This window comes from Mucilaginibacter sp., from assembly GCF_965277465.1.
Classification (GTDB): Bacteria; Bacteroidota; Bacteroidia; order Sphingobacteriales; family Sphingobacteriaceae; genus Mucilaginibacter.
Genome location: NZ_CBDICW010000002.1, coordinates 150,068 through 173,100, shown reverse-complemented (window position 1 = coordinate 173,100; position 23,033 = coordinate 150,068). Strand labels below are relative to the sequence as shown.

Sequence of the window (23,033 nt, the reverse complement as noted above, 5' to 3'; positions counted from 1 at the left end):
AGATCATTATCTGTAAAAAGCAGGGCAGCGTTCAGGCTGCCCTGCTTTTTTTATAAAGTATTAGTTTTTTGTTACTGTGTAAAGATATTTCTTTTGTACAGATTGGCTCATATCAATAGTAACCGTATAATTACCATCTGCCGGGATAGTTATTGCATCATTGGTTTGAATAAGCGTACCGGTTAAGGCATTGGTATCTGCCGGGCCATAATTAATATCCCAGGCATCATTAGCCCTGAATTTTAATGCTCCCGCAACAAGGTTTAATTTGATTGACCATGTACCGTTTGCCTGGTTATAGGTCATAGCAGTTGATGCATTCCACCCTTGTGGGGTAGCTGTACCAATTATACCAAACGACTGGATATATACTGCCGAATAAGTAAGATTGGTAATATCTGCGTTTAACTTATAAACCCCTGCGTTAGCATAGCCTATACCGCCTGCATTACCATCAATGGTTAACTTGCCGTTGCCTGCATCGCCATAGTTGGTATGGTTATAATCAGGTGCCGAAGTAAACTTAAAGTTACCCGGAGCGCTGAAAAAGGCGTACCCTTCGTAAGTCGTTGTGGTAACATTTGGTATGGTTGGCGCACCCGCCGGGTTATATCCCTCGTACGACCCCGGTAACCATAACTGGTTAAGGGCAAGCGTGGTGAATGCTATTTTAACCGGTTTTGAGTATACGGTATCCTTACCGTAAATAGCGGTTCCTACACGGATCTGGATAGATGAGGTTGCATTTGGCGGAAGATTTAACCCGCTTATTAACCTGCTGTTTAAGCTGTTATAACTAATAGACATTGAATTTGCCGACGTTAAGTTAGCCAGGGCATAAGCACTTGCAAAGTTATTGCCTGTTACACCAGCCTGAACAAAATAACTCACAACGGCATCAACACCATAATCCGGCTTTGCCCAGGTAATTTTCAATACCTGGGCAGAATCTGCAACGGTTACATTTATAGTGGAGCCATCGGCAGGGTTTGATATTACCGGTGCCGCAATGCTGGAAGTAACTGTGGCTAAATGATCTTTTTTACAAGCAGATAGCACTACCAATGTTAATCCCATTAATATTAATAATATTTTTTTCATGTTGAATTTAATTAATAGCCTGGGTTTTGTACTAAGTTTTTGTTAAGCAACCTGTCTGATGCCGGGATAGGGAACAGGTTTAAATGTGCATCGGTAGCAGTACCGGCCTGTACATTTCCTTTAAAATCCCATAGATAACTCCCCCCTGTAAATAAGCCAAACCTGATCAGATCAGTTCTTCTGAACATTTCCCAATACAGTTCGCGCCCACGCTCATTGATCATAAAATTAAGATCAAGCTGCCCGGCAGTTATATCACCTGCGGTACTGCCATAAGCTCTTTCTCTCAATGCATTGATGTATTTAAGTGCAGTACCGGTATCACCGCCAGATCCGCCGCGTAAAACAGCTTCAGCATAGTTCAGGTAAACTTCGGCATAGCGGAACAGAGGAAAATCAGTGTCAACAAAATTGTTGTTTGAACCCGGCGCACCTCCCGAAGTCACATTTTTAAACTTGGCACATAAATAACCTTGCGTAAAAATGGTTGGGCTACTTATGTTTAGCGTTTGCCCGTTGGTATAAAATATGGCTCGCGAATCGGTATTTCCTGACGGATCAGCAAACATTTTATTAACAAAAGTGGTGGTTAAACGGTTACCTGCCCAGCCACCTGTTGCAATACCAAACTGGTTGGTTGCATCCTCTGACCCACCTACCGCAGCATGGATAATAAAGGTTACATCACCATAATCCTGTGTGTTAACGCCATCCTCGGCAACCGGCATAATTATTTCGTCGGTGCGCAGGTTGTTATCGGCCAAAAACAGTTCAGCGTATTTGTTATGTAATGAGTAAATACCCGCATTGATGATCTTATTGCTGTAAGTGATACAATCGGTGCTTCTGTCTGTACCTGTGTATACCTTGGCATTTAAATACATCCTGCTTAATAAAGCATAGTCGGCATATTTACTGGCACGTGCATATTCATTTTTCTCAGGCAGTATCGGCTGAATAGCCATCAGTTCTGATTCAATGTATTTAAAAAGATCGGCCCGGGCAATTTGTTTTGGTGTAAATGTTCCCGGCAAATCAGTTTCTGTTGCAAAAGGTACATTACCAAACATATCCATAGCACAATAATAAAAGTAAGCTCTTAAAAAGCGGGCTTCGGCTACGTAAAGGGTGGCATCGGTTTTTAGCTGCCCGGTAAGTGAAGGCAGTTTTGCATTTACATCCCTTATGTATTCGTTAGTGTAAGCTATGTTGATGAAAAAACGTTCATACATTAACTGCACGTATGCGTTATTGTCTGACCATACGCCACCGTGATATTCAACCAGCCCACCATCGCCCCAAGCGTTGATACACTCGTCGGTAGTTACTTCTTCTGCTGCCCAATACTCGCGGATAAATGCGGTGGTGCCCTCATCCGGTGCCTGTATTTCAGGAGCCCCTGCTCCACCCTTTTGGCCGGTAACCGCTAATGAAGCGTATAGCTTGGCTAAAAACTGCTTGTAAGCCGCAGGATTATCAAACACATCGGCCGAGGTAGTAACCAAAGGGTCAATGGGCTTTGTGTTCAGATCCTTAGTACATGAAGTGGTAAACATGACTATCATGACCACTACAATTGAAAATATTTTATATGTTTTCATAATATTTTTATCTTAAAAACTTGCATTTAAACCCAGTTGATAAATGCGTGCCCTCGGGAAGAAGTTATTATCTAACCCGCCGCTTATTTCAGGATCTAAACCTTTGTATGATGTGATCACGAATACATTTTGTACACCCGCATTAACACGCAGCTTTAGTTTGTTATTTACAAAAGCAGGAAAAGTGTAACCAACGTTCATATTATCCATCCTGAAGAATGATGCATTCTGGATATAGTAGTCAGATTGATTTGTCATTAATGCAGTAGTAAACTTTGTATCGCTGGCTGCTGTGGTTTGGTTGCTTAAATAACCAAGCGAAGAATACAATCCACGGTAAGTACTGCCCGAAGCAGCATTGTTATAATCATAATTGCCTAAACTTAACCTGCCCGAAAAGCTAAAATCAAAGCGTTTGTAAGCAATGTCTGAGTTGATACCCATCAATACCGTAGCATCCGGCTTTTTGTACAGGTATAAGTCGCTGCTGTTTATTTGGCCATCGTGATTTCTGTCTACAAAACCATCTTCAATCGGTTTACCGTTCTTATCATATATCTGTTGAAATACGTAGAATGAATTGATTGGGTAGCCAACTTTATCAGCCTGTATAACTCCTGATGTTGCCCCGGCTATACCTGCGTATTGATTTTGTAAAATATAATCAGGATTGTCGGCACCAATAAGGCTGGTTACCTTGTTTTTATTGAAAGTTAAGTTATATCCAATTTGCCAGTGCAGGTCTTTTTGATCAATTGCAATAGCGCTAAGTGCAAACTCAAAACCCCTGTTCACCATGCTACCTATGTTTTTAAGCGATGTTGATGAAAAGTTGGTTAAAGCTGCGTTGTTAACTATGTTTAAAATATTGGTTGTGTTTTTATAATAAGCATCAACACTACCGGTTAACCTGTTATTCAGGAAACCGAAATCAATACCGGCATTGGTAGTTGCTGTTGATTCCCATTTAATGTCGGCCACATAACCTTCCGGGCGAAGTGTATTGTAGTAGGTATTCCCCAATTCGTATCTTGATGAGTTATCACCTTGCGTAAAACGTGCCTGATAAGGGTAATTGTTATTGTTGTTTAAATCCTGCTGACCGGTTTTACCATAACCCACACGGATCTTTAAATCTGAAAGCACAGTGCTGCCTTTCAAAAAGTCTTCTTCTTTAATTCTCCATGCCAGTGCACCTGCCGGGAAAACACCCCACCTGTTTTTAGGAGAGAATTTTGAAGTACCATCATCCCTTACTGTAGCAGTAAGTATATATTTATTGTTATAAGTATAGTTTACCCTGCCAAAAAACGAAGCTAAATAATACTCAGTTCTATATGGCGAAGCCGGGTTAAAGGTAGTTTGGGCATAATCCGAAGAGAAAGCATTACCTTCTGTATAAAAATGAGAGAAAGAGTAACCGCCGGTTACATCAACCACACTGTTTATTGATTTAAGATTTCTTTTATAATTCAGATAAAACTCAGCTAACTGGTTGCGGTTAACCGTATTGTATGATGCCTTTTGACCGCCTGATGCAACCGGCAAATACACCCATTGTGTACTGTCGCGCACGTTGTTGTGCCCAAAAGCAATGGCGTAATCATAACCAAGGTTGGCGTTGGCATGCAGCCCGTCAATCCCCGGTATTTTATAGTCAAATTGTATGTTACCGATGCTTCTTCTTGATGTTGAAGTATTATCGGTTTCATTTAAACGGGCAAGCGGGTTGGCAGTTGCCAAAGTAACCGGTGCGCCGTTAATGTTGGTATTGCCATTGGTTGTCCAGGTTGTATAACCTCTCCAGCGTGTGTTCCCATTATAAACAGGCTGGGTAGGATCATAGTTTACGGCATTTGCAATAGCTGTTTGATCGGCAAAGTTATTGGTGTTATATAAACCCTTTAAGTTGATATGGATATTTAAAGTATGATTAAGCAAGCTTGGATCAAGGCCTACCGCAAGCGTAGTACGCGAGTAGTTATAGGTTTTCAGTATCCCGTCAGAGTTATTATACCCTAATGATACCCGGTAAGGCATATTTTTAGCTGTACCGGCAACGCTCAGGTTATGATCTTCGCCAAAAGCTTTTTTATAGATCTGATCCTGCCAGTTAGTATTGGCTTTGCCAAGTAACGAGGTAACGGCAGTTTGCCCGCCATAAACCTGGTTAACCAGCGCGCGAAACTCATCGCCTGTGTAAACCGGTACTTCTTTAGGTATTACTGATAATGAACCCAGGGCATTATAATTTATGCTCAGGCTTTTTGTACCACGTTTGGTGGTGATCAAAATCACACCGCTCGATCCCCTTGAACCGTAAATAGCAGTAGCCGAAGCATCTTTCAATACCGTAATATTTTCAACATCATTAGGGTTAATGGTGGTTAAAATATTGGCAGTACCACCGGCTGTAACGTTACTGATAGGCACACCATCAATAACAATAAGCGGATCGCTGCTTGCATTGATGGAAGTTGTACCCCTGATACGAATAGTTGACGTGTTACCCGGCGCACCGCTGTTTGAAGTTATCACAACACCAGGCAGCTTTCCTGATACGGCATCCTGAATGGAGTTTACCGCGCCCCTGTTAAAATCCTTGGCGGTAACCACATCAACAGCACCTGTAGCATCGCTTTTACGTACCGAGCCGTAACCAATTACGGCTACCTGGTTAAGCAATACTGATGATGGCTTTAGTTGCACGTTAACAGTAACGGCTCCATTAATGGTAACGGGTTGTTCCACCGTTTGAAAACCCAAAAATGTTACTACAAGCACCTGCGCTCCATTAGGCGCATTGCTTATTTTAAAATAACCGTTTACATCTGCTGCGGCACTTAGCGAGGTGCCTTTTAGAACAATGGTCGCCGACGGAAGCGGCTCATTGGTGTCGTCAATTATCCGGCCTGTTATTGTACCAGTTTGAGCAATTGCCAGGCTGGAGATACAAATAAAAAGCAACAGAAAACTGTACCTTAAAAAGTAAATCTTTTTCATTAATTCGTTAGGTTTAAAAATTGGTTTACGTGACCTGGTATAGATGCCAAATCCGAATCAAAGGAAAGCAGACGAAAATGTAAAGACAATACCCGCTATGCCCAATATAGAAAATATCGGCAGTTTATATTTATAATGACTTGATTATAAATAACTTATAACAAAAAAAGCTGCGACCAATATAGATTTAAAATTACGAAGAATATGATTTTTAAACCGCTTCTATCTCCATTATCTTATCTTCAAACTCATCGTTAGCGATAAAGGATCTGTTTTTTATACGGTTTTTGTAGGAGTAAATTGTATTTACAGAATAGCCCAGTAATTTAGCAATCCGGTCGTTATCATGAATGCCCATCCTGATCAGTGCAAATATGCGATGCTCGGTACTCATCAATTGCCCATCGGGTATAATGATCTCTTCGCCTTTATTAAACAGGGAATCAAATTTGTGGATGAAATCAGGAAACAAGCCAAGGAAGATCTTATCAAACGTATGGAAAAGTTGCAGCCTTTCGTTTTCAAGGTTCAGGTTTTTGACTGCTGCCTGCGCATCCTCATAACGTTTACTGCTTAATTTTTTATCTATCGATTTTTGAAAGCTCTCCAATTTTTCAATGTAGATGGAGTTGATGTTAAAATAATAGCCAATGTATTCGTTCTTGATCTTATTGGCGGTGCTTAAATTGCGGTTCAGCTCTTCAAGCGCACTGTTACTTTCCTTCAGGGATACATTAGCTTCCCTGATCAGGTTATCGGCTATGCGCAGCTTTTTCAACTGCCTGAAAATGATCACTGCAAACACCACCACAAATACAACTAACAGCGTAATGATAAACGAATAGGTGTACAGCAACTTTTTTTGATGTTCTATTTGGTTTATCCACTGGGCTTCAATAATGGGTAAAATACTGCTGATCTTTACCTGCCTGTGCAGGGCACCATAAAAGGTAGCCTCGTCCATAGCTTGCTTTATAAATACATAAGCATTTTTAATATCGCCCTTTTTATAAAGGATATCTGCCAGCTTATAACTGGCAACGGTTTCTTTGGTGGCCGATTGGATGTCTGATATTGCAGCCCTGATCAGTAAATTGACCGATTGTTCCTGCATACCCTTTACCTCGTAAATATAACTCAGGCAGCAGGCGTTAACTGCAAACTGATGCGGGGTTAAATCGTGGAAGTTTAACAATGCTACATACGTTTTCAGCCCGTCTACATTATTTGCATTCCGCAGGTCTTTAAGGCCTTTTAATTCTAAGTAGCTGAATGTTCCCGGTTTTGATAACACAAGGGCCGAATCAATACAAGCTATCCCTTTCGGGTCATATATTGCATTGTAATCAGGGCTGCGGTTATAGTCCGACAGGTCAAAATAGCTTCTTGCTTTTAAAAAATAATAATCTACTTTATCCTGTGCCGATAGCGGGCTCAGATCTGTACTGTTCAACACCTCCAGCGTTTCCTTAAACAAACCCGACGAAAGCAGTGTAAAGGCCAGTTTCATTTTAGCCGATGCAATCAGCACCGGGTTTTTCAGAGTAAGGGAGGTTAGCTGGAGTTTTTTAGCATAATAGTAGGATGAATCATAACTGAATGATTTATACTGCTCATAAAGCGACTCATATACAGTATATTTTTCCTGGGGCGATTTAACGGATGCTAACTGATGGTCTAATAAGCGGATCTGATCCAGCTTCTTTTTTACGTAAACATCCTTATTGGCAAGGGCGATATTCAGCTCGTTCAGTAAACTATCGGTGGTTGACTGCGCCCGGGTAGTAAAATCAAAGCATAAGCACAGGTTAATTAAAACTGATAATTTAATTAGCTTAGTCATACGTCCCCTGGCTGTTGATGTGTTGGTCTATAAAAAGCTAAATTTAGAAATCTTTTTAACTAAATAAGTATTGGTAAAAGCCCGGCTCATCTTAAATACTTTAAAAGCATTCATCGCACAGCATTAGCAATTTGAGTATCAGGCCCATAATTAATCTGCTTAATTATTTTGGATAGCCCATTGTTCTTTATCAACAAAGCGGTTAATCAACATGGCCGCAACGGTATCGCCTGTGGCGTTCAGCAGTGTTGCAACGGGATCAATCAGGGTACCTATAATTATGGCCGGCGGCAGGGCCTCCGGAGGGAAACCATAAGCGGATATAAAAAGTAATTCGCCAACATAGCCACCGTTGGGTATGCCGCCCTCAACTATACTTACCAATACCGTCATCCCTAAGGCCAGCAAAATAACTTCGGGGCTGTTAAAACTCTTCCCAAACATGGCAAACACCACCGCCATTTTTAAAATAGACGAAACGCTCGACCCATCCTTATGCAGCGTGCCACCAAGCGGGATGGTTATACCGGCTATAGTTGCCGAAACACCCATTTTTTTTGCAGCCTCAAGATTGGCAGGTATAGTAGCTATACTGCTGCAGGTACCCACAGCCGTTACCGATGGGATGATGTTGTTTTTCCAGTATTTTTTTACCCCCCTAACGCCGCCGGCTATAAAGGCATAAATACTATAAAATACAGCATAGTAAAAAATGCTTACCCCATATCCTATCCCCAATGTATGCGCGTAAGTACCAAACAGCGATGGCCCAAACACAGAAACCTGGTAAGCAAAGTATGCCCCTAAGCCTACTGGGCCAAGTTTCATGATGATGACAAACACATTTTTAAACACTTCGTTACCTGCGTTTAAAAAATGGCTGAAAGCCATTCCCTTTTCGCCTGCCCGTAAAGTACCAAACCCGGTTAAAAGGGCAAAAATGATCATGGCCAGCATGTTTTGCCTGGATAGCAACTTATAAAATTCGCTGGTGGTAAATAATTGGGTGATTTCGTCGCCGGATAGATTTTTACCCGTTTGCTGGTTAGCTGCACCTGCTAAAACTACTGACTGCTGATGCAGCGGGAAAAGCCATACTGCTGCAATGGTTACCAGGGCAGCAATAATTACGGTGAATAAAAAGACGCCGGTCATAATAGTCATTATGCGGCTTAGCTTTTGCTCGCCATGCAGGTTGGCAATGGCCGATGAGATGGCAAAAAACACCAATGGAATGACCGCAACAAACAGCAGGTTTAAAAATATATCACCAATAGGTTTAAGTATTTCGGCCTGCTTACCAAATAGTATCCCGGCAATGCTGCCAATAATAATACCGGTTAACAGCCAAATAATTCCCTTGTAGTTTTTTATCCAGTGATCCATGTAATGGTTTCTGTTGGTAATATAGCTATATTATTAAATACTTGGCACCCGCAACAGTCACAAAACACAAGGCTGATAAAACAGACGGGGGCTCTTATTTTTTGCCGGTTGGCACAACGGTAACTTTAATACCCTTGTCTTCTAACAGCCTTATGGTTGATGGATTAACACCATCATCGGTAATAATATGCTGCACCTGGTCAAGCGGGCATATCCTGCCCAATCCCCGCCTGCCCATCTTTGAACTGTCAGCCAATACAATGGTGATCTGGGCAGCCTCTATCATCCGCTGATTCAGGTGGGCTTCCATTAAGCTGGTAGTGGTTAGGCCCATTTCTATATCTATCCCATCAACCCCTAAAAAAAGGATACTACAGGCAACATCATCCAATATCTGATCGGCATAAGGGCCCATAACGGATGATGAGTTGGGCCTTAACTGGCCCCCAAGCTGCAATACATCCACCTGCGGATGATGGGATAAAGCCAATGCAACGTTTAAAGCAGAAGTTATAACGGTTAAATGTGTTTCCGGATTAATTGACCGGGCAAGTGCCAGCATGGTTGTACCCGATGCTATAATAATAGAATCATTATGCCCTATCATTTTTGCTGCGGCTTTGGCAATCAGTTGTTTTTCATTGGCGTAAAGCTGCTCTTTTTCCTCAACGGGCCTGTCGCTGGTGTAGGGGTTATTTTTTGAGCCGCCGCCGTGGGTACGGAAAAGCAGGTTCTTATCCTCCAGCAAACGCAGATCTTTACGGATAGTTACATGCGAAACCTTCATTTCAATACTCAGGTCCTGCACGTTTACATAACCCGCATCATTAAGCTTCTTTAAAATGTACTGATGCCTTTCGGTTATACTTTTCATGCCCCGTGTTTACCCAAAAGTAACAATAAGCGTAACAAAATTGCACACATCTGTTAAAAAAGCCTTATCAGCAGCGCAATAAAGCTTTCGTTTTATTTCTTTATCCATCAATTTAAGCGTGTCCAAACCTACTTCAGGTTAACAGAAAGGCTAAAAAACTGCATTTTTTATAAAAATTGCTTTCTAAATGTTAAATAATTGTTTCGATATGTTTCGATTTGTAATTTTGAATTATTAAACGAAGCAAATAGCTTTATTATTAAATTGGATAGAATCATGATCAGCACCGAAAGAAATAAAATTGCAGCAGCCATTAACAACCCCGAAAAAATATGGGATGTAATTATAATAGGTGGCGGCGCTACCGGATTGGGTGCAGCGGTTGATGCTGCATCGCGCGGTTATCAAACTCTTTTATTGGAACAAGCCGATTTTGCCAAGGGCACATCAAGCCGCAGTACCAAGCTGGTACATGGCGGCGTGCGCTACCTTGCCCAGGGAGATATTGCACTGGTAAGGGAGGCGCTGTATGAAAGGGGCCTGCTGCTAAAAAATGCAGCACACCTGGTAAAAAACGAATCGTTCATTATTCCCAATTACGAATGGTGGGGCGGTGCTTATTATACTATTGGTTTATCAATTTACGATCTGCTGGCTGGCAAATTAGGTTTCGGCAGGGCTAAGCATATTTCAAAAAAACAAGTGATCAGTAAATTAAGCACTATCCAGCAAAAAGGCTTATATGGTGGTGTTGTTTATCACGATGGCCAGTTTGATGATGCAAGGCTTGCCATAAACCTTGTACAAACAGGTTTGGAACAAGGCGCTACCATACTTAACTACTTTAAGGTGGTTAACCTAAACAAAAACACAGCAGCTAAAATAACCGGGGTTATAGCCACCGATATTGAAACAGGCATAACCTATACGCTGAAAGGCAAAACAGTAATCAATGCTACTGGCGTATTTGTTGATGATATTTTAAATATGGATAAGCCCGAAAGGAAGCCGATGGTAAGGCCAAGCCAGGGTGTACACCTTGTACTCAGCCGTTCGTTTATGCCTGGCGAGGATGCGCTGATGATTCCTAAAACAGATGACGGGCGTGTGCTTTTTGCGGTGCCATGGCATGATAAGCTGGTAGTAGGCACTACCGATACCCCAATAAATGAGCATAGCCTTGAACCTGTGGCTTTACAGGAGGAGATTGATTTTATTATGCGCACAGCCACTAAATATTTAACAAAAGCGCCTACCGCTAAAGATGTATTGAGTGTATTTGCAGGCTTGCGCCCCTTAGCCGCCCCCGAAAGCGGTTCATCAAAAACAAAAGAAATATCGCGCAGCCATAAACTGATCGTTTCAGACTCGGGGTTGATCACTATAATCGGAGGTAAATGGACCACCTACCGCCGCATGGGCGAAGACACCATTGATAAGGCCATTACCGTGGGGGGCTTAGTACCCAAAGCCAACAAAACCAAAACATTGACTATACACGGCAGCAAAACCGATGTTGACCGCAACGATCATTTATACGTTTACGGGAGCGACCAGGCCGCCTTACTGGCTCTAAGCAATGAAAATGCCGAATGGAAAGAAAAGCTGCACACACGCCTGCCCTACATTAAAGCCGAAGTTATTTGGGCCGTACGAAACGAAATGGCCCGCAATATTGAAGATGTGCTGGCACGCCGTGTAAGGGCTTTGTTTTTAGATGCCCGCGCAGCTATTGATATGGCCCCTGCTGTAGCAAAACTATTAGCGGCCGAGCTTAATAAAGACACCTTATGGGAAAAAGAGCAGGTAGCAGCATTTACCAAACTGGCGCAGAGCTATTTGCTTGAGCCATACCTGCCAAAAGCATAAACCAATAAACCAGTTTTTTACATATATACCGAAGATAAACTATATTGTTATGGAAGAGTACATTTTAGCATTAGACCAGGGAACTACCAGTTCAAGGGCCATTATTTTTGATCATGATGGGAAGATCAGATCTGTTGCACAAAAAGAATTTAAACAGATCTTTCCACAGTCGGGATGGGTAGAGCACGATCCCAATGAGATCTGGTCAACGCAGGCAGGTGTAGCAGCAGAGGCTACCGTTAAGATGGGCATTAACGGAACCAATATAAAAGCTATAGGCATTACCAATCAGCGCGAAACAACCATAGTGTGGAACCGCAATACCGGCGAACCTGTTTACAATGCCATAGTTTGGCAGGACAGGCGTACCGCTGAGTTTTGCGATCAGCTAAAAAAAGAAGGAAAAACAGATATGATCCGCTCAAAAACCGGGTTGGTGATAGACTCCTACTTTTCAGGCACTAAAATAAAATGGATATTAGATAACGTAGCAGGCGCACGTGAAAAAGCAAATGCCGGCGAACTTGCTTTTGGTACTGTAGATAGCTGGCTGGTATGGAAGTTTACCCGGGGGCATGTACACGTTACCGATATTACCAACGCCAGCCGTACCATGCTTTTCAACATCCGCACCCAGCAATGGGATGATGAGTTACTGGCCCTTTTAGATATCCCCAAAAGCATGCTGCCCGAGGTAAAACAATCAAGCGAGATCTATGGTGAAACCGCGACCACCATATTTGCTTCAAAAATACCTATAGCCGGTATAGCCGGCGATCAGCATGCCGCACTGTTTGGCCAGATGTGTATTGAAAAAGCAATGGTTAAAAACACGTATGGAACAGGCTGCTTTATGCTGATGAACATTGGCAACGAGTTTATTGAATCAAAAAACAACCTGCTTACAACCGTAGCCTGGAAAATTAACGGCCAAATTCAATATGCCTTTGAGGGCAGTATATTTATTGGCGGCGCAGTGGTACAATGGCTGCGCGATGGCCTGGGGATTATTCAAAAATCTGCAGATGTTGAAAAACTGGCCTTAAGCGTACCCGATACGCAAGGGGTATTTTTTGTGCCTGCCTTTGCCGGACTTGGGGCACCTTACTGGAAACCCGATGTTAGGGGAACTATTGTTGGCCTTAGCCGTGGTACCAATGCCGGGCACATTGCCCGTGCGGCTATTGAATCAATTGCCTACCAAACTATGGATGTATTGAAAGCGATGGAGGCAGATTCGGGCATGGAGATAAAAGAGTTAAGGGTTGATGGCGGCGCAACAGCAAATGATCTGCTGATGCAGTTTCAGTCTGATTTGCTGAACTGTAAAGTAATAAGGCCTACCATAGTCGAAACAACAGCATTAGGTGCAGCATACCTGGCAGGCTTAGCAGTTGGTTACTGGAAAAACGTTGAAGAGATACAACAGCTTTGGAAATCAGAGAAAGAGTTTACAGCCAATGGCGATTCTGCAATTATTAAAAAAGGAATCCACGGGTGGAAAAAAGCTATCCATACTGCGCAATGCTCTGTTGAAGAAGTTACCGAAGATGAACTGGTTTAGTTATCAACCTTAAAACTCAAAAAAGATGTCTCCATTTATAGCTGAGCTAATTGGCACAATGCTGATGATACTCTTAGGCGATGGCGTGGTTGCCAACGTACTTTTAAAAGATACCAAAGGAAACAACAGCGGCTGGATGGTTATTACCACCGCATGGGGTCTGGCTGTTTTTGTAGCCGTTATTGTTGCGGGGCCATACAGCGGCGCGCATTTAAACCCCGCAGTTACCATTGGCCTTGCCATTGCCGGTAAATTTGCATGGGCACAGGTTATACCTTATATAATTGCTCAGTTTTTAGGCGCATTTTTAGGCGCATTTTTGGTTTGGTTAATGTATTACGATCATTTTAACCGTGTTAATGAGCCAGCCTCTATATTAGCAGTTTTTTGTACAGGCCCGGCTTTACGTAACTATAAATCAAATATTGCAAGTGAAATTATTGGTGCCTTTGTGCTCATATTTGTGATATTTTACATCAGCGGAGCCGAAATAACGCCCTCAAAAACACCAATAGGGCTTGGTTCTGTCGGCGCTTTGCCCGTGGCATTTTTGGTTTGGGTAATTGGACTTTCGTTAGGTGGTACAACAGGCTATGCCATTAATCCGGTACGTGATCTGGGCCCGCGTATAGTACATGCCCTATTGCCTATTAAGGGCAAAGGCGGCAGTGACTGGGCTTACTCCTGGATCCCGGTGGCCGGGCCCATAATAGGCTCGGTAATAGCAGCACTTTTATACAACCAGTTACATGGATAAATAAACCAATTATTATTTAACCCCATCTTTATATGAAAACCATTTATAAAGGTAGCCTTATGGCTATACTTGGGCTATGCCTTTGTCTTTATGGCCATGCCCAGGATACTACCGCACGAAAAAAAGATACTACCTCCATCAAAAAATATAAGCCGTTTGATATAAACCTGCAGTTGCGCAACCTTTATATATGGCGCGGGTTCAGGGTATCAAACAGCCCGATTGCCGATGTGGATATGCATTATTCCACCCGCGATGGAAGCCTTGCCATTGGCGTATGGGGAGGCGAAGGCTTTAACGGTGAGTACAAGGAGTTTGATTACTATGTAAGTTATACCAAAAAGGGTTTTAATTTTTCGGTTTGGGATATTAACAATTTCACCGACTATCCAAACGCCAACCTGTTTAACTATAACCCGGCCAGCACATCGCACTTTATTGATGTAACAGCCGGCTACCAGTTTGGCAATTCGTTTCCGTTAAGTATTAACTGGAGCACTATTGTGCAGGGGCGCGATACTTATGTAAAAAGCAATGGCGACCTGGCAAATGCCTACTCAAACTACGTAGTACTTGATTATCGTTTGTGGAAACAGGGCACGTCAAACCTCCACGTTTTTACAGGCGGTGGTTTTGCATTTGGCCGCGATCAAAACTTTTATGGCTCCAAACCCAATATTGTAAATACGGGCTTAACACTAAATAAGGATCTGGTACTTTTCAACTACCACATGCCTATTGCAGCAACGGCTATGTTTAGTCCCGAGCATAAAACCGGGGCACTGCAATTGGTCGTTAATGTTTTTTAAACCTGAAGAGCTGTGCTTTTCTCCGTGCCTCTGTAGTTGATTTAACCGCAAAGTGCATGGAGAAAATTCACAAAGAAACATAAACCTCTTTTATCAAATACACCTGTATAAGTCCTCTGTGAACTTTGCGATTCCTTAGCGGCTTATGTGGTTAAATTAATGTACCAATCACAAAATCTTTGTAATGATGAGATTCTATTTCAGGCTATTAGTATCTGCTAAGTTTAAAGTAAGCGTACCCTTTTCAGGATAGATTTTGAAAACACTGCCAGCACCTTGTTTTTCAAAATAGCCTGTTGATGCTTTCAGGAAATAGTTCATCCCCTCAAAACTACAAATTACCTGTTTGCGATTTATTTTGGTAAAAGGAAGTTTCGCTTTATCGGCCACCGCCAGATCTAAAAACCAGTCAACCTGTTTTGCACCTGTTACCTTCATTTTAATTTCGCGCTCATCCATATCAACAACCAATGTTCCATAGCCTGATTTTAATGGCCATACAATTTGCAGCTTACCGGGTACGGGGCTTGTAATCACCGGGTTGCCACCCTCTAAATCAACCTCGCTCCCATTTATATTGGCCTTAAACCTAAGCCCTGCCATTTGCCGGGCATTGCTCCATATATAGCCATCCACAACCGGAAGCGTAAAAAACGAACACTCGTTACTGGTCGCTTTTTTTGTTTCATAAACCGACGGGAACTTTTCATTAAACAGATGAATATCCCTGAATCTTAACGTCCCTTTTTCCCACAGTAAATTTGTGCGGTAAAAACGGCTGTTAAACCACATGGTTTTTCTATCGCTGCCGGGTATATCATTATTGATGGTGACGGATGTTGCCGGGGTTACTTTATAATGCGCCTTAAACCATTCGCCGGATGCTGCTAAAGTTTCTACTTTGATTTTATGCGCATCCCGCAGGGAAGCAATTAAAGGCATTTGCAGCTCAAAACCCTTTGCCATAGCATCCCAGGTAAATGAATTTTCCTGCCCTGCCTGTGTATAGGCAAATTCCATCGGCTCGCCCTTAACAAACTCTTTAAAAAACCAGCTTACCCAGGTAGAATCGCCGCCACCAAATTTATAAACAGGCTCAAGTGTAACTACGCCCTGCCTGCTTGTTCCCAAACCGTTGTCATATTGCCGCACAGGATCGCTCCCCAACATCCTGAAAATTGGCACAGGGATTTGATTGGCTGCATGTTGCGCCGGCATGTAGGAATTTATTTTACTCGGATAATAGGCCTGGTTCCAGTATCCGCCCCAAAGGGTATAACCATCGGTACCATATTGATCTTTGCAGTTAGCCGAGGCCACTATTTTATATTTTTGATACAGATAATTGAGCGTATGCGCATCAATAAACCATGATGCAACCGATTTTGGGTAATAGCCAAAGATCTTTTTAAAATCTATCATGTAAACATCGGCCAGTTTTTCACGTTCGGCAGGTGTGTAACCTGTTGAGAAGCCAATGTTTGCGCGCCAGTCCCAGGGGTATTTACCACGCCATTTCAGTCCGGCCTTTTCAACAAGCGGTTGGGGGATCTCCCACCATGCGCCAATTTCAAACGAATCGCGAGGCAGGGTTTTCAACAGCTTCTGATAACGGGGATCAATCAGGGCATCATACTGTAATAAAAAAGTACCGCCCAATTTGTACTTTTTCATTATGGCAACCTGTTTTACTACGGTTTGATAAAGCACATCCTCGGTAATGCTCGAATCTCTTGGCTCCAGCAAACGGATAAAGTTTACAATGTTTACTATCCGCGGATGAGCAGTACTATTTTTTGAAGCCGCACGATCCTTTTTTAAAATATAGAATGAACTAAGTGTTGTAAGACTGATAATGCTACCTATAATACACACTAAAAGCTTCAGGCTGATTTTACTTTTCATTAAGTTTTATAAATGGCGTATAAAAGCGGGCTGATATGCCGCAGACAAATATAAGTAACTGTTAAGTTTAGGCATCCTGTACCGTCCCGTCTTGCTAATCTAAACGGTAACATTTATAACGCGCTTTAAAATAGATTGATAGTTATAAATGATTTTTGTGTTTTTTTGAGGAATTAATAGCCATTAGCTTCGGCTTGTCTGCAATTACTAATTCATAAAGCATCTTATGTTGGCCAAAAAAATTTATACCTGTTTAGTTTACTTAGTAATTCTATTTGTACCGGCTATAGCTGTTTCTAAAGAAATTATGATCAGCAACCCGAAGATAACCCTGGTGCTTAACTATGGCGAAAAAGCAAGCATTACTTCGCTTATAATTAACGGACAAAAAGTTATTGGCAGTGCCGATGGCATTTTTACATCGGTAAGTGTGGATGGTAAAACTTACTCTTCCCTGCATTTAAAACAATCTCCTGTTTTAATAAAGACAGGGAACATAATCAGGATAAGCGGTATTGATTATGGCGATAACAACCTTACTATTAAAGAAAACTGGGTGTTTGCCATCAGCAATAAATCAATAAAATGGACCATTGAAAGAAGTTCGACCAAACCCATAAAGGCCGATGAAGCGGCTATGCCGGTATTTAATTTTGATAGTATCAATACCTGGGAAGGTGCATATCAGGGATATGGTGGCCTTGCCTGGTTTTATCTTTTTAACGAAAAACTGTGTACTTATGGCGTGCATACCCGGTCGTCAAATTTCTGGAACAGCAAAACCGGTAACGGGCTAAATATAACCGTAAGCGCCCCGGGTAAAAATGTTGCCATGAAATATACCCGCACCAATGATGATAAGCTGGCCTATACCATCAGCGTATCAGGTAAGGAACTATTGCCAAAAGCCGACAGCGGCACCAACAGGCGCAGGTTTATAAGGGGTGCAACTGATGTTTGGGCACCATTTGCTTTACCTGCTGCAAGCAGCAAGCAAAGCATTACCCTAAGTTATTTTGACTTTAATGAACAATATGGCCGTGGAAAATTTAAAGGCATTGACGGCACTAAGGTAAGCGCGGTATTAAATACCATTGCACGCATTGGTGTTATTGATTCACTGCATTTTGGCGGCAACAGCTGGCATACGCCTTATGGCCCCATCTGCTTGCACGAACAGTATATTGCCCAGCTTGGCCTGGCCATAAATGATCCTGATTATTTAAAAGGCGACCAAAGCTGCCTTGATTATTACCGCGACCATGCCATAAAAGCCGACGGCAGGGTTTATCCACGTTGGGCCTATACCAATGAAGATGCTGCACCCGGACAATTTAATAAAGATGGTTTTTATGAAGCCCAATGGGGCATATTGATGGATTCAAACCCTGACCTGGTGACCAATATTGCTGAGCTGTATGATATGAATGGTGATAAAACCTGGGTAAAAACACACCAGCTATCGTGCGAGAAGGTGCTTGATTGGATTCTTAAAAGAGATAGTAACGGAAACGGGCTTGTTGAAATGATGACCAACAATGAAAGTGAAAAACATAGCAGCGACTGGATTGACATTGTATGGGCATCGTACGAAAACGCTTTTGTAAACGCTAAGCTATACCACGCCCTTGTAAAATGGGCAGCAATTGAGCAGCAGCTAAATAATAACAGCAAAGCAAATTATTATGCGGCCTTTGCAGCCAAACTAAAAGCAAGCTTTAATAAACCAACTAAAGACGGTGGTTTTTGGGACGAGGAAAAAGGTTGCTATGATTACTGGATTGATAAAGACAAAACCGTACATGGACGCAACATGGTTACCCCGGTAAACTTTATGGCAATTGCCTATGGTATTTGTGATAATGATGCGCGTAAAAAAATCATACTGGATAATATTGAGGCGCAAATGCAGAAGGAAAATTTGTTTTTCTGGCCATTAGCCATGTATCCTTACGCACCCGGCGAAGCTAAAAGATCTCAATACCCTTTTCCATCTTATGAGAACGGCGACCTGTTTTTATCATGGGGATCAATAGCAGTAAAAGCTTATGCCGAATATAACCCGGCGCTTGCTGTTAAATATGTAAAAAATGTATTAGACCAATACAGTAAAGACGGGCTTGCATTTCAGCGCTACGGCAGGGTAAAGCAAGATGGCCTTGGCGATGATATATTATCGGGCAACAGCCTTGCTATTGTTGGGCTTTACCAGGCAATTTATGGCATAAACCCAATGTATAACCGCTTGTACCTTAACCCACATATTACGCCTGAGCTTACGGGCACCGAATTAAAATACAAATTCAGGAATAAAAAGCTGACCATATCCCTTAATAATAACAGTTATTCGGTAGCTGATAAAATGTTTAGATTAACGGATAGCAAAAGCTTTGGCTTTTATACAACTAACAACCAGCTATTCTATTTTAATGGAAACAGCACGTCGGTATCTTTGCAGGCAACAGCCGCAAGTGAGCTAATTATCGCTATAAAAAACTGGGCCGCTAATAAAATGGAATGGCAGCAAAAAGCAGCAAAAGAGGTTACTTATACTTTGCACCAATTAACGCCAAATACTACTTATTCGTTAACGGTTAACGGCAAAATTGTTAAAGCTTTAAAAAGTGATATAAATGGCAGTTTATCAATAAATAACGTTCCAAAATCAGCATTCTGCGATATTATAATCAGCAATAAAAATTAGCGCTTATACAAAAACTAAAGTCTTTTTTTGACATTAGATTTTTTTAATCTGTATTAGAATGTTCTAATATCCAATACAATGCGTTTGGGCCTGTTTATCTTTGTGAAATTTTTTACGCAGCCAAATGAATATTTTACTGATCGAAGATGAACCAAAGGTTGCTGCCTTTATAAAAAAAGGACTGGAAGAACAATTTCATCATGTTACCCCCGTTTACGATGGCAGTATGGGTTGCAAGCTTGCCTTAGAACAGGATTTTGAATTAGTTATATTAGATGTTGTTTTACCACATATTAACGGTTTTGAAGTTTGTAAGCAGATACGCAAGTTTAAAAAAGAGCTCCCTATTTTAATGCTGAGCGCCTTAGGCACAGTGAGCGATAAGGTACAGGGTCTTGAAAACGGCGCCGACGATTATTTAACTAAACCGTTTCACTTTGAAGAGCTTTTGGCCCGCATCAAGGCGCTTGATCGTCGCCGCTCAATGGTACTACCAGGTACGGTTTACCAGGTAGGCGATTTACAAATGGATTGTTTCCGCAAAACCGTTACCCGCAATGGCAATATCATATTATTAACCGTCAAGGAGTTTACCCTGCTTGAGGTATTGATGTACAATAAAAACCGGGTGCTATCAAGGGTTTACATTGCCGAATCTGTTTGGGGTATAAACTTTAACCGGGGCACTAATTTAATTGATGTATATATTAATTATTTACGCAGCAAGGTTGATAAAGGCTACCCAAAACAGTTAATACATACCGTTATAGGTATGGGTTATATCATCAGGGATTAATAAAGCAGCACATTGAAAGTTAAAGACCGTTTATCGCTTCAGTTTACTTTTTTGTTTGCCGTGTTATTACTGCTGGTACTAACAGGTATATACTTATTTGTTGAGCATAACCGTGTTAAAACTTTTTTTGGTAAGCTTAATGACCGGGCTATAACAGTTGCCCAGTTTTACCTGGCAGAAGATAATCTATCAAAAGAAAACTTTAAAAGCGTACTCAAAAAATTTCCGCAGTCACTGTCTGACGAAACTATAAGGATCTATAACCAGCAATACAAACCGCAGTTTATTAAGGAAGATTTGGTACACTGGGATACGGCCATTTTAAAAACCGTGGTTGCGCAAAAGCAGGTCCAGTTTTCGCAAGGAAAAAGCCAGGTATTTGGTATTTATTATGCTGATAACTCGGGCAATTTTATCATCATGGTATCGGCAGTAGATCATAATGGCTTCCATGATATGCATGATTTAGGCCTCATCATGTTTTTCTTTTTCCTAGCCTCGTTAATCATTACCTTTTTTATGGGCAGGGCATTTTCGCGCATTGCTTTACTTCCTATTGTTAAAATAACGTCTAATTTAAACCGCATAAGGGCGTCAAGTTTAGATTTGCGACTGCCTATGGGGCAAAGAAGAACCGACGAGATTGACAGTCTATCGTTCACCATCAACCAATTGCTTGAGCACCTGGAACAATCGTTTGAAGGACAAAAATCATTTATTGCCCACGCATCCCACGAATTGCGCACCCCCATTACCACCATACTTGGCGAAGCTGAAATCACCCTAATGCAACAACGATCAGTTGCCGAGTACCAGTTAACGCTTGCTAATATTATTAAGGAAACTGAGAGGCTTAATTATATTATTAACAGCTTGATGGAGCTGATTCAAACCAATGTGGAGAATCACGATTTCCAAACGATAAGGATGGATGAGCTTTTGTGGGAAACAAAGGATGAGCTGATGATTAAAGGAGCCGAAAGCCGCATCGAATTAAAATATAACCTGCCCTATAACCCTGCAAAATATACACTGGCCGGTAACAGGCAATTACTTTTTATCGCTATCAGCAACATCATGAAAAATGCCCTGAAATTTTCGGAGCAATCGGTTGAGTGCGAGATCTTCTGCGATCATCGTGGTATCAATATCCTTATTACCGATCATGGTATCGGCATTGAACAAAAGGATTTAAATAAAATATTCCAGCCATTCTTCCGCTCAAGCAATGCCCTGAGTTTTGTTGGCTATGGTATTGGTTTATCATTAACCGAGAACATCATAAAACTCCATAACGGAACCATTGAAGTTAAATCAGTAATTAATAAGGGCACCCAATTCCTTATTGTTTTACCTGCCTATCAATAATAGGCTATCAAAAATCACAGTTGACATTAGAAAATTTTAATGAACAACTAATCTCCCCTTAATAACAGATTAAGTATCCCCTAATAGCGTGTATTTATTTTTGTAAGTATCAATAGTGTTTGAATTTTGTTAAGTGCACTATTGGTAAACATAGCTTATGTTCCAAAAATTTGCACGTACTTTTATACTGATACCTGTTTTTTGTTTAACCGGTTTTGCTGCAAATGCAGCAGCCGATACTTTAAAACTAACTGTTAAACAAGCCGAAGATCTTTTTATAAAAAACAATCTTCAGCTCATCATCCAGCGTTATAATATTGATAATGCCAGTGCACAGATCATAACCGCAAGGCTGTTCCCAAATCCTGATTTTGGGTTTGCCAATGGTATCCATGCATCGGGAGTTCCTAATGCTTTCAGCGAACAATCGGTAAATATTTCGCAGCTATTTACTACGGCAGGCAAGCGTAATAAGGGCATTCAATTAGCTAAAATAGGTGTTGACCAGGCAAAATTTCAGTTTTTTGATTTACTGCGGACGCTGAAGTTTACCCTTAGAAATGATTTTTATACGATCTACTTCCAGGAAGAATCTGCCAGGGTTTATAACGAAGAGATCAGTTCGCTTTCAAAAATACTGGTTGCTTTTAAAGAGCAATACACCAAAGGCAATATTGCCGAAAAAGAAGTATTACGGATCCAATCACAGCTTTACTCCTTACAAGCCGAATACAACAACCTGCAGGTTGGGATAGATACCGTACAAAGCGAATTAAGGCTCCTTACCAAAACAAATACGGATGTTATTATTAAGACTGTAGCTAATTATGACCTGGATGGAAAGGAAGTGGTAAGCGCCACGCCTTACCAGCGTTTATTAGATTCGGCCTATTTAAACCGTTATGATTTAAAGCTTGCTAAAATAACGGTAGACTATAACAATGCCAACCTTGCCCTGCAAAAAGCAAATGCAGTACCTGATATTTCTTTGTCACTCAACTATGATAAACTGGGCTCCTATGGTAACAATTTTATAAGTGCCGGGGTAGGATTTAGCCTGCCATTTTTTAACCGCAACCAGGGCGGTATTAAACAGGCCCGTATTGCTATCGATCAAAGCAAAGTACAGCTTCAAAGCCAGCAAAACCAGGTTGAAAGTGATGTAGCAACCAATTACAAAGGGGCTTTAAGGCTCGAGAAATTGTATAACAGCTTTGACCCGCATTTTAAAGATGATTTTAACCACCTGATACAGGAAGTTTTTAAGAACTACGAAAAACGGAACATCAACTTACTGGAGTTTTTGGATTTTTATGATTCGTACAAAACCAATACCCTGCAATTAAATACCCTGCAGCTTAACCGCATCACATCGTTAGAGCAATTGAACTACGTTACCGGTACTTCCTTTTTTAATCAGTAAACCATACAAATATTCTTATATCAATATACC

Annotated in this window: 15 protein-coding genes; 8 read left to right on the top strand and 7 right to left on the bottom strand. The window is 41.5% G+C overall.

Annotated features, from left to right (window positions below; all coding sequences use genetic code 11):
* Positions 1-60: 60 nt before the first annotated feature.
* From ACQY4U_RS13025 to ACQY4U_RS13000, 6 genes are all read right to left on the bottom strand, one after another.
* A complete protein-coding gene (locus tag ACQY4U_RS13025; protein ID WP_428329879.1) occupies positions 61-1,101 on the bottom strand; it encodes a SusE domain-containing protein in 1,041 nt (346 codons plus the stop codon).
* A gap of 11 nt (positions 1,102-1,112) precedes the next feature.
* Positions 1,113-2,702: a RagB/SusD family nutrient uptake outer membrane protein gene (locus ACQY4U_RS13020; protein ID WP_428329878.1), complete on the bottom strand. Its 1,590-nt coding sequence runs from the start codon at positions 2,700-2,702 to the stop codon at positions 1,113-1,115.
* 12 nt (positions 2,703-2,714) lie between these two features.
* Positions 2,715-5,705 (bottom strand): SusC/RagA family TonB-linked outer membrane protein, encoded by a 2,991-nt coding sequence (locus tag ACQY4U_RS13015; RefSeq protein WP_428329877.1) that lies wholly within the window; start codon positions 5,703-5,705, stop codon positions 2,715-2,717.
* Between the two features lie 211 nt (positions 5,706-5,916).
* Complete coding sequence (locus ACQY4U_RS13010; protein WP_428329876.1) at positions 5,917-7,548, bottom strand: DUF6377 domain-containing protein; 1,632 nt, start codon at positions 7,546-7,548, stop codon at positions 5,917-5,919.
* Between the two features lie 159 nt (positions 7,549-7,707).
* Positions 7,708-8,934, bottom strand: coding sequence for a dicarboxylate/amino acid:cation symporter (locus tag ACQY4U_RS13005; RefSeq protein ID WP_428329875.1), 1,227 nt, complete (start codon positions 8,932-8,934; stop codon positions 7,708-7,710).
* 94 nt (positions 8,935-9,028) lie between these two features.
* Positions 9,029-9,808, bottom strand: a complete 780-nt coding sequence (locus ACQY4U_RS13000) for a DeoR/GlpR family DNA-binding transcription regulator (RefSeq protein ID WP_428329874.1) — start codon at positions 9,806-9,808, stop codon at positions 9,029-9,031.
* A gap of 276 nt (positions 9,809-10,084) precedes the next feature.
* On the opposite strand from ACQY4U_RS13000, the gene ACQY4U_RS12995 reads away from it, so the two are divergent.
* Genes ACQY4U_RS12995 through ACQY4U_RS12980 form a run of 4 tightly spaced genes read left to right on the top strand, consistent with a single transcriptional unit; the run spans position 10,085 to position 14,807 of the window.
* On the top strand, positions 10,085-11,677 hold the full coding sequence (locus tag ACQY4U_RS12995) for a glycerol-3-phosphate dehydrogenase/oxidase (protein WP_428329873.1): 1,593 nt from the start codon (positions 10,085-10,087) through the stop codon (positions 11,675-11,677).
* A gap of 49 nt (positions 11,678-11,726) precedes the next feature.
* The gene (gene glpK / locus ACQY4U_RS12990) at positions 11,727-13,241 is read left to right on the top strand and encodes a glycerol kinase GlpK (protein WP_428329872.1); all 1,515 of its coding nucleotides are present in this window, start codon (positions 11,727-11,729) and stop codon (positions 13,239-13,241) included.
* Positions 13,242-13,266: 25 nt separating this feature from the next.
* Positions 13,267-13,998: an MIP/aquaporin family protein gene (locus ACQY4U_RS12985; RefSeq protein WP_428329871.1), complete on the top strand. Its 732-nt coding sequence runs from the start codon at positions 13,267-13,269 to the stop codon at positions 13,996-13,998.
* Positions 13,999-14,030: 32 nt separating this feature from the next.
* On the top strand, positions 14,031-14,807 hold the full coding sequence (locus ACQY4U_RS12980; protein WP_428329870.1) for a hypothetical protein: 777 nt from the start codon (positions 14,031-14,033) through the stop codon (positions 14,805-14,807).
* Between the two features lie 195 nt (positions 14,808-15,002).
* On the opposite strand, the gene ACQY4U_RS12975 is transcribed toward ACQY4U_RS12980, so the two are convergent.
* The gene (locus ACQY4U_RS12975) at positions 15,003-16,712 is read right to left on the bottom strand and encodes a hypothetical protein (RefSeq protein ID WP_428329869.1); all 1,710 of its coding nucleotides are present in this window, start codon (positions 16,710-16,712) and stop codon (positions 15,003-15,005) included.
* 226 nt (positions 16,713-16,938) lie between these two features.
* Here ACQY4U_RS12975 and ACQY4U_RS12970 point away from each other — a divergent pair, with 226 nt between their 5' ends.
* The 4 genes from ACQY4U_RS12970 to ACQY4U_RS12955 all read left to right on the top strand — a co-directional run bounded on the left by ACQY4U_RS12970 (position 16,939) and on the right by ACQY4U_RS12955 (position 23,003).
* The gene (locus ACQY4U_RS12970; protein ID WP_428329868.1) at positions 16,939-19,416 is read left to right on the top strand and encodes a hypothetical protein; all 2,478 of its coding nucleotides are present in this window, start codon (positions 16,939-16,941) and stop codon (positions 19,414-19,416) included.
* A 124-nt stretch (positions 19,417-19,540) separates the two neighbouring features.
* Positions 19,541-20,212, top strand: coding sequence for a response regulator transcription factor (locus ACQY4U_RS12965; RefSeq protein WP_428329867.1), 672 nt, complete (start codon positions 19,541-19,543; stop codon positions 20,210-20,212).
* Positions 20,213-20,224: 12 nt separating this feature from the next.
* A complete protein-coding gene (locus tag ACQY4U_RS12960; RefSeq protein ID WP_428329866.1) occupies positions 20,225-21,580 on the top strand; it encodes an ATP-binding protein in 1,356 nt (451 codons plus the stop codon).
* Between the two features lie 157 nt (positions 21,581-21,737).
* Positions 21,738-23,003 (top strand): TolC family protein, encoded by a 1,266-nt coding sequence (locus tag ACQY4U_RS12955; RefSeq protein ID WP_428329865.1) that lies wholly within the window; start codon positions 21,738-21,740, stop codon positions 23,001-23,003.
* The last annotated feature ends 30 nt before the right edge of the window (positions 23,004-23,033 follow it).

Coding starts and splice junctions, on each gene's coding strand:
- ACQY4U_RS12965 (WP_428329867.1), top strand. CDS start 19,541: ATGAATATTTTACTGATCGAAGATGAACCAAAGGTTGCTGCCTTTATA.
- glpK (WP_428329872.1), top strand. CDS start 11,727: ATGGAAGAGTACATTTTAGCATTAGACCAGGGAACTACCAGTTCAAGG.
- ACQY4U_RS12995 (WP_428329873.1), top strand. CDS start 10,085: ATGATCAGCACCGAAAGAAATAAAATTGCAGCAGCCATTAACAACCCC.
- ACQY4U_RS13015 (WP_428329877.1), bottom strand. CDS start 5,705: ATGAAAAAGATTTACTTTTTAAGGTACAGTTTTCTGTTGCTTTTTATT.
- ACQY4U_RS12975 (WP_428329869.1), bottom strand. CDS start 16,712: ATGAAAAGTAAAATCAGCCTGAAGCTTTTAGTGTGTATTATAGGTAGC.
- ACQY4U_RS13020 (WP_428329878.1), bottom strand. CDS start 2,702: ATGAAAACATATAAAATATTTTCAATTGTAGTGGTCATGATAGTCATG.
- ACQY4U_RS13025 (WP_428329879.1), bottom strand. CDS start 1,101: ATGAAAAAAATATTATTAATATTAATGGGATTAACATTGGTAGTGCTA.
- ACQY4U_RS12970 (WP_428329868.1), top strand. CDS start 16,939: ATGTTGGCCAAAAAAATTTATACCTGTTTAGTTTACTTAGTAATTCTA.
- ACQY4U_RS13000 (WP_428329874.1), bottom strand. CDS start 9,808: ATGAAAAGTATAACCGAAAGGCATCAGTACATTTTAAAGAAGCTTAAT.
- ACQY4U_RS13010 (WP_428329876.1), bottom strand. CDS start 7,548: ATGACTAAGCTAATTAAATTATCAGTTTTAATTAACCTGTGCTTATGC.
- ACQY4U_RS12955 (WP_428329865.1), top strand. CDS start 21,738: ATGTTCCAAAAATTTGCACGTACTTTTATACTGATACCTGTTTTTTGT.
- ACQY4U_RS12985 (WP_428329871.1), top strand. CDS start 13,267: ATGTCTCCATTTATAGCTGAGCTAATTGGCACAATGCTGATGATACTC.
- ACQY4U_RS12980 (WP_428329870.1), top strand. CDS start 14,031: ATGAAAACCATTTATAAAGGTAGCCTTATGGCTATACTTGGGCTATGC.
- ACQY4U_RS13005 (WP_428329875.1), bottom strand. CDS start 8,934: ATGGATCACTGGATAAAAAACTACAAGGGAATTATTTGGCTGTTAACC.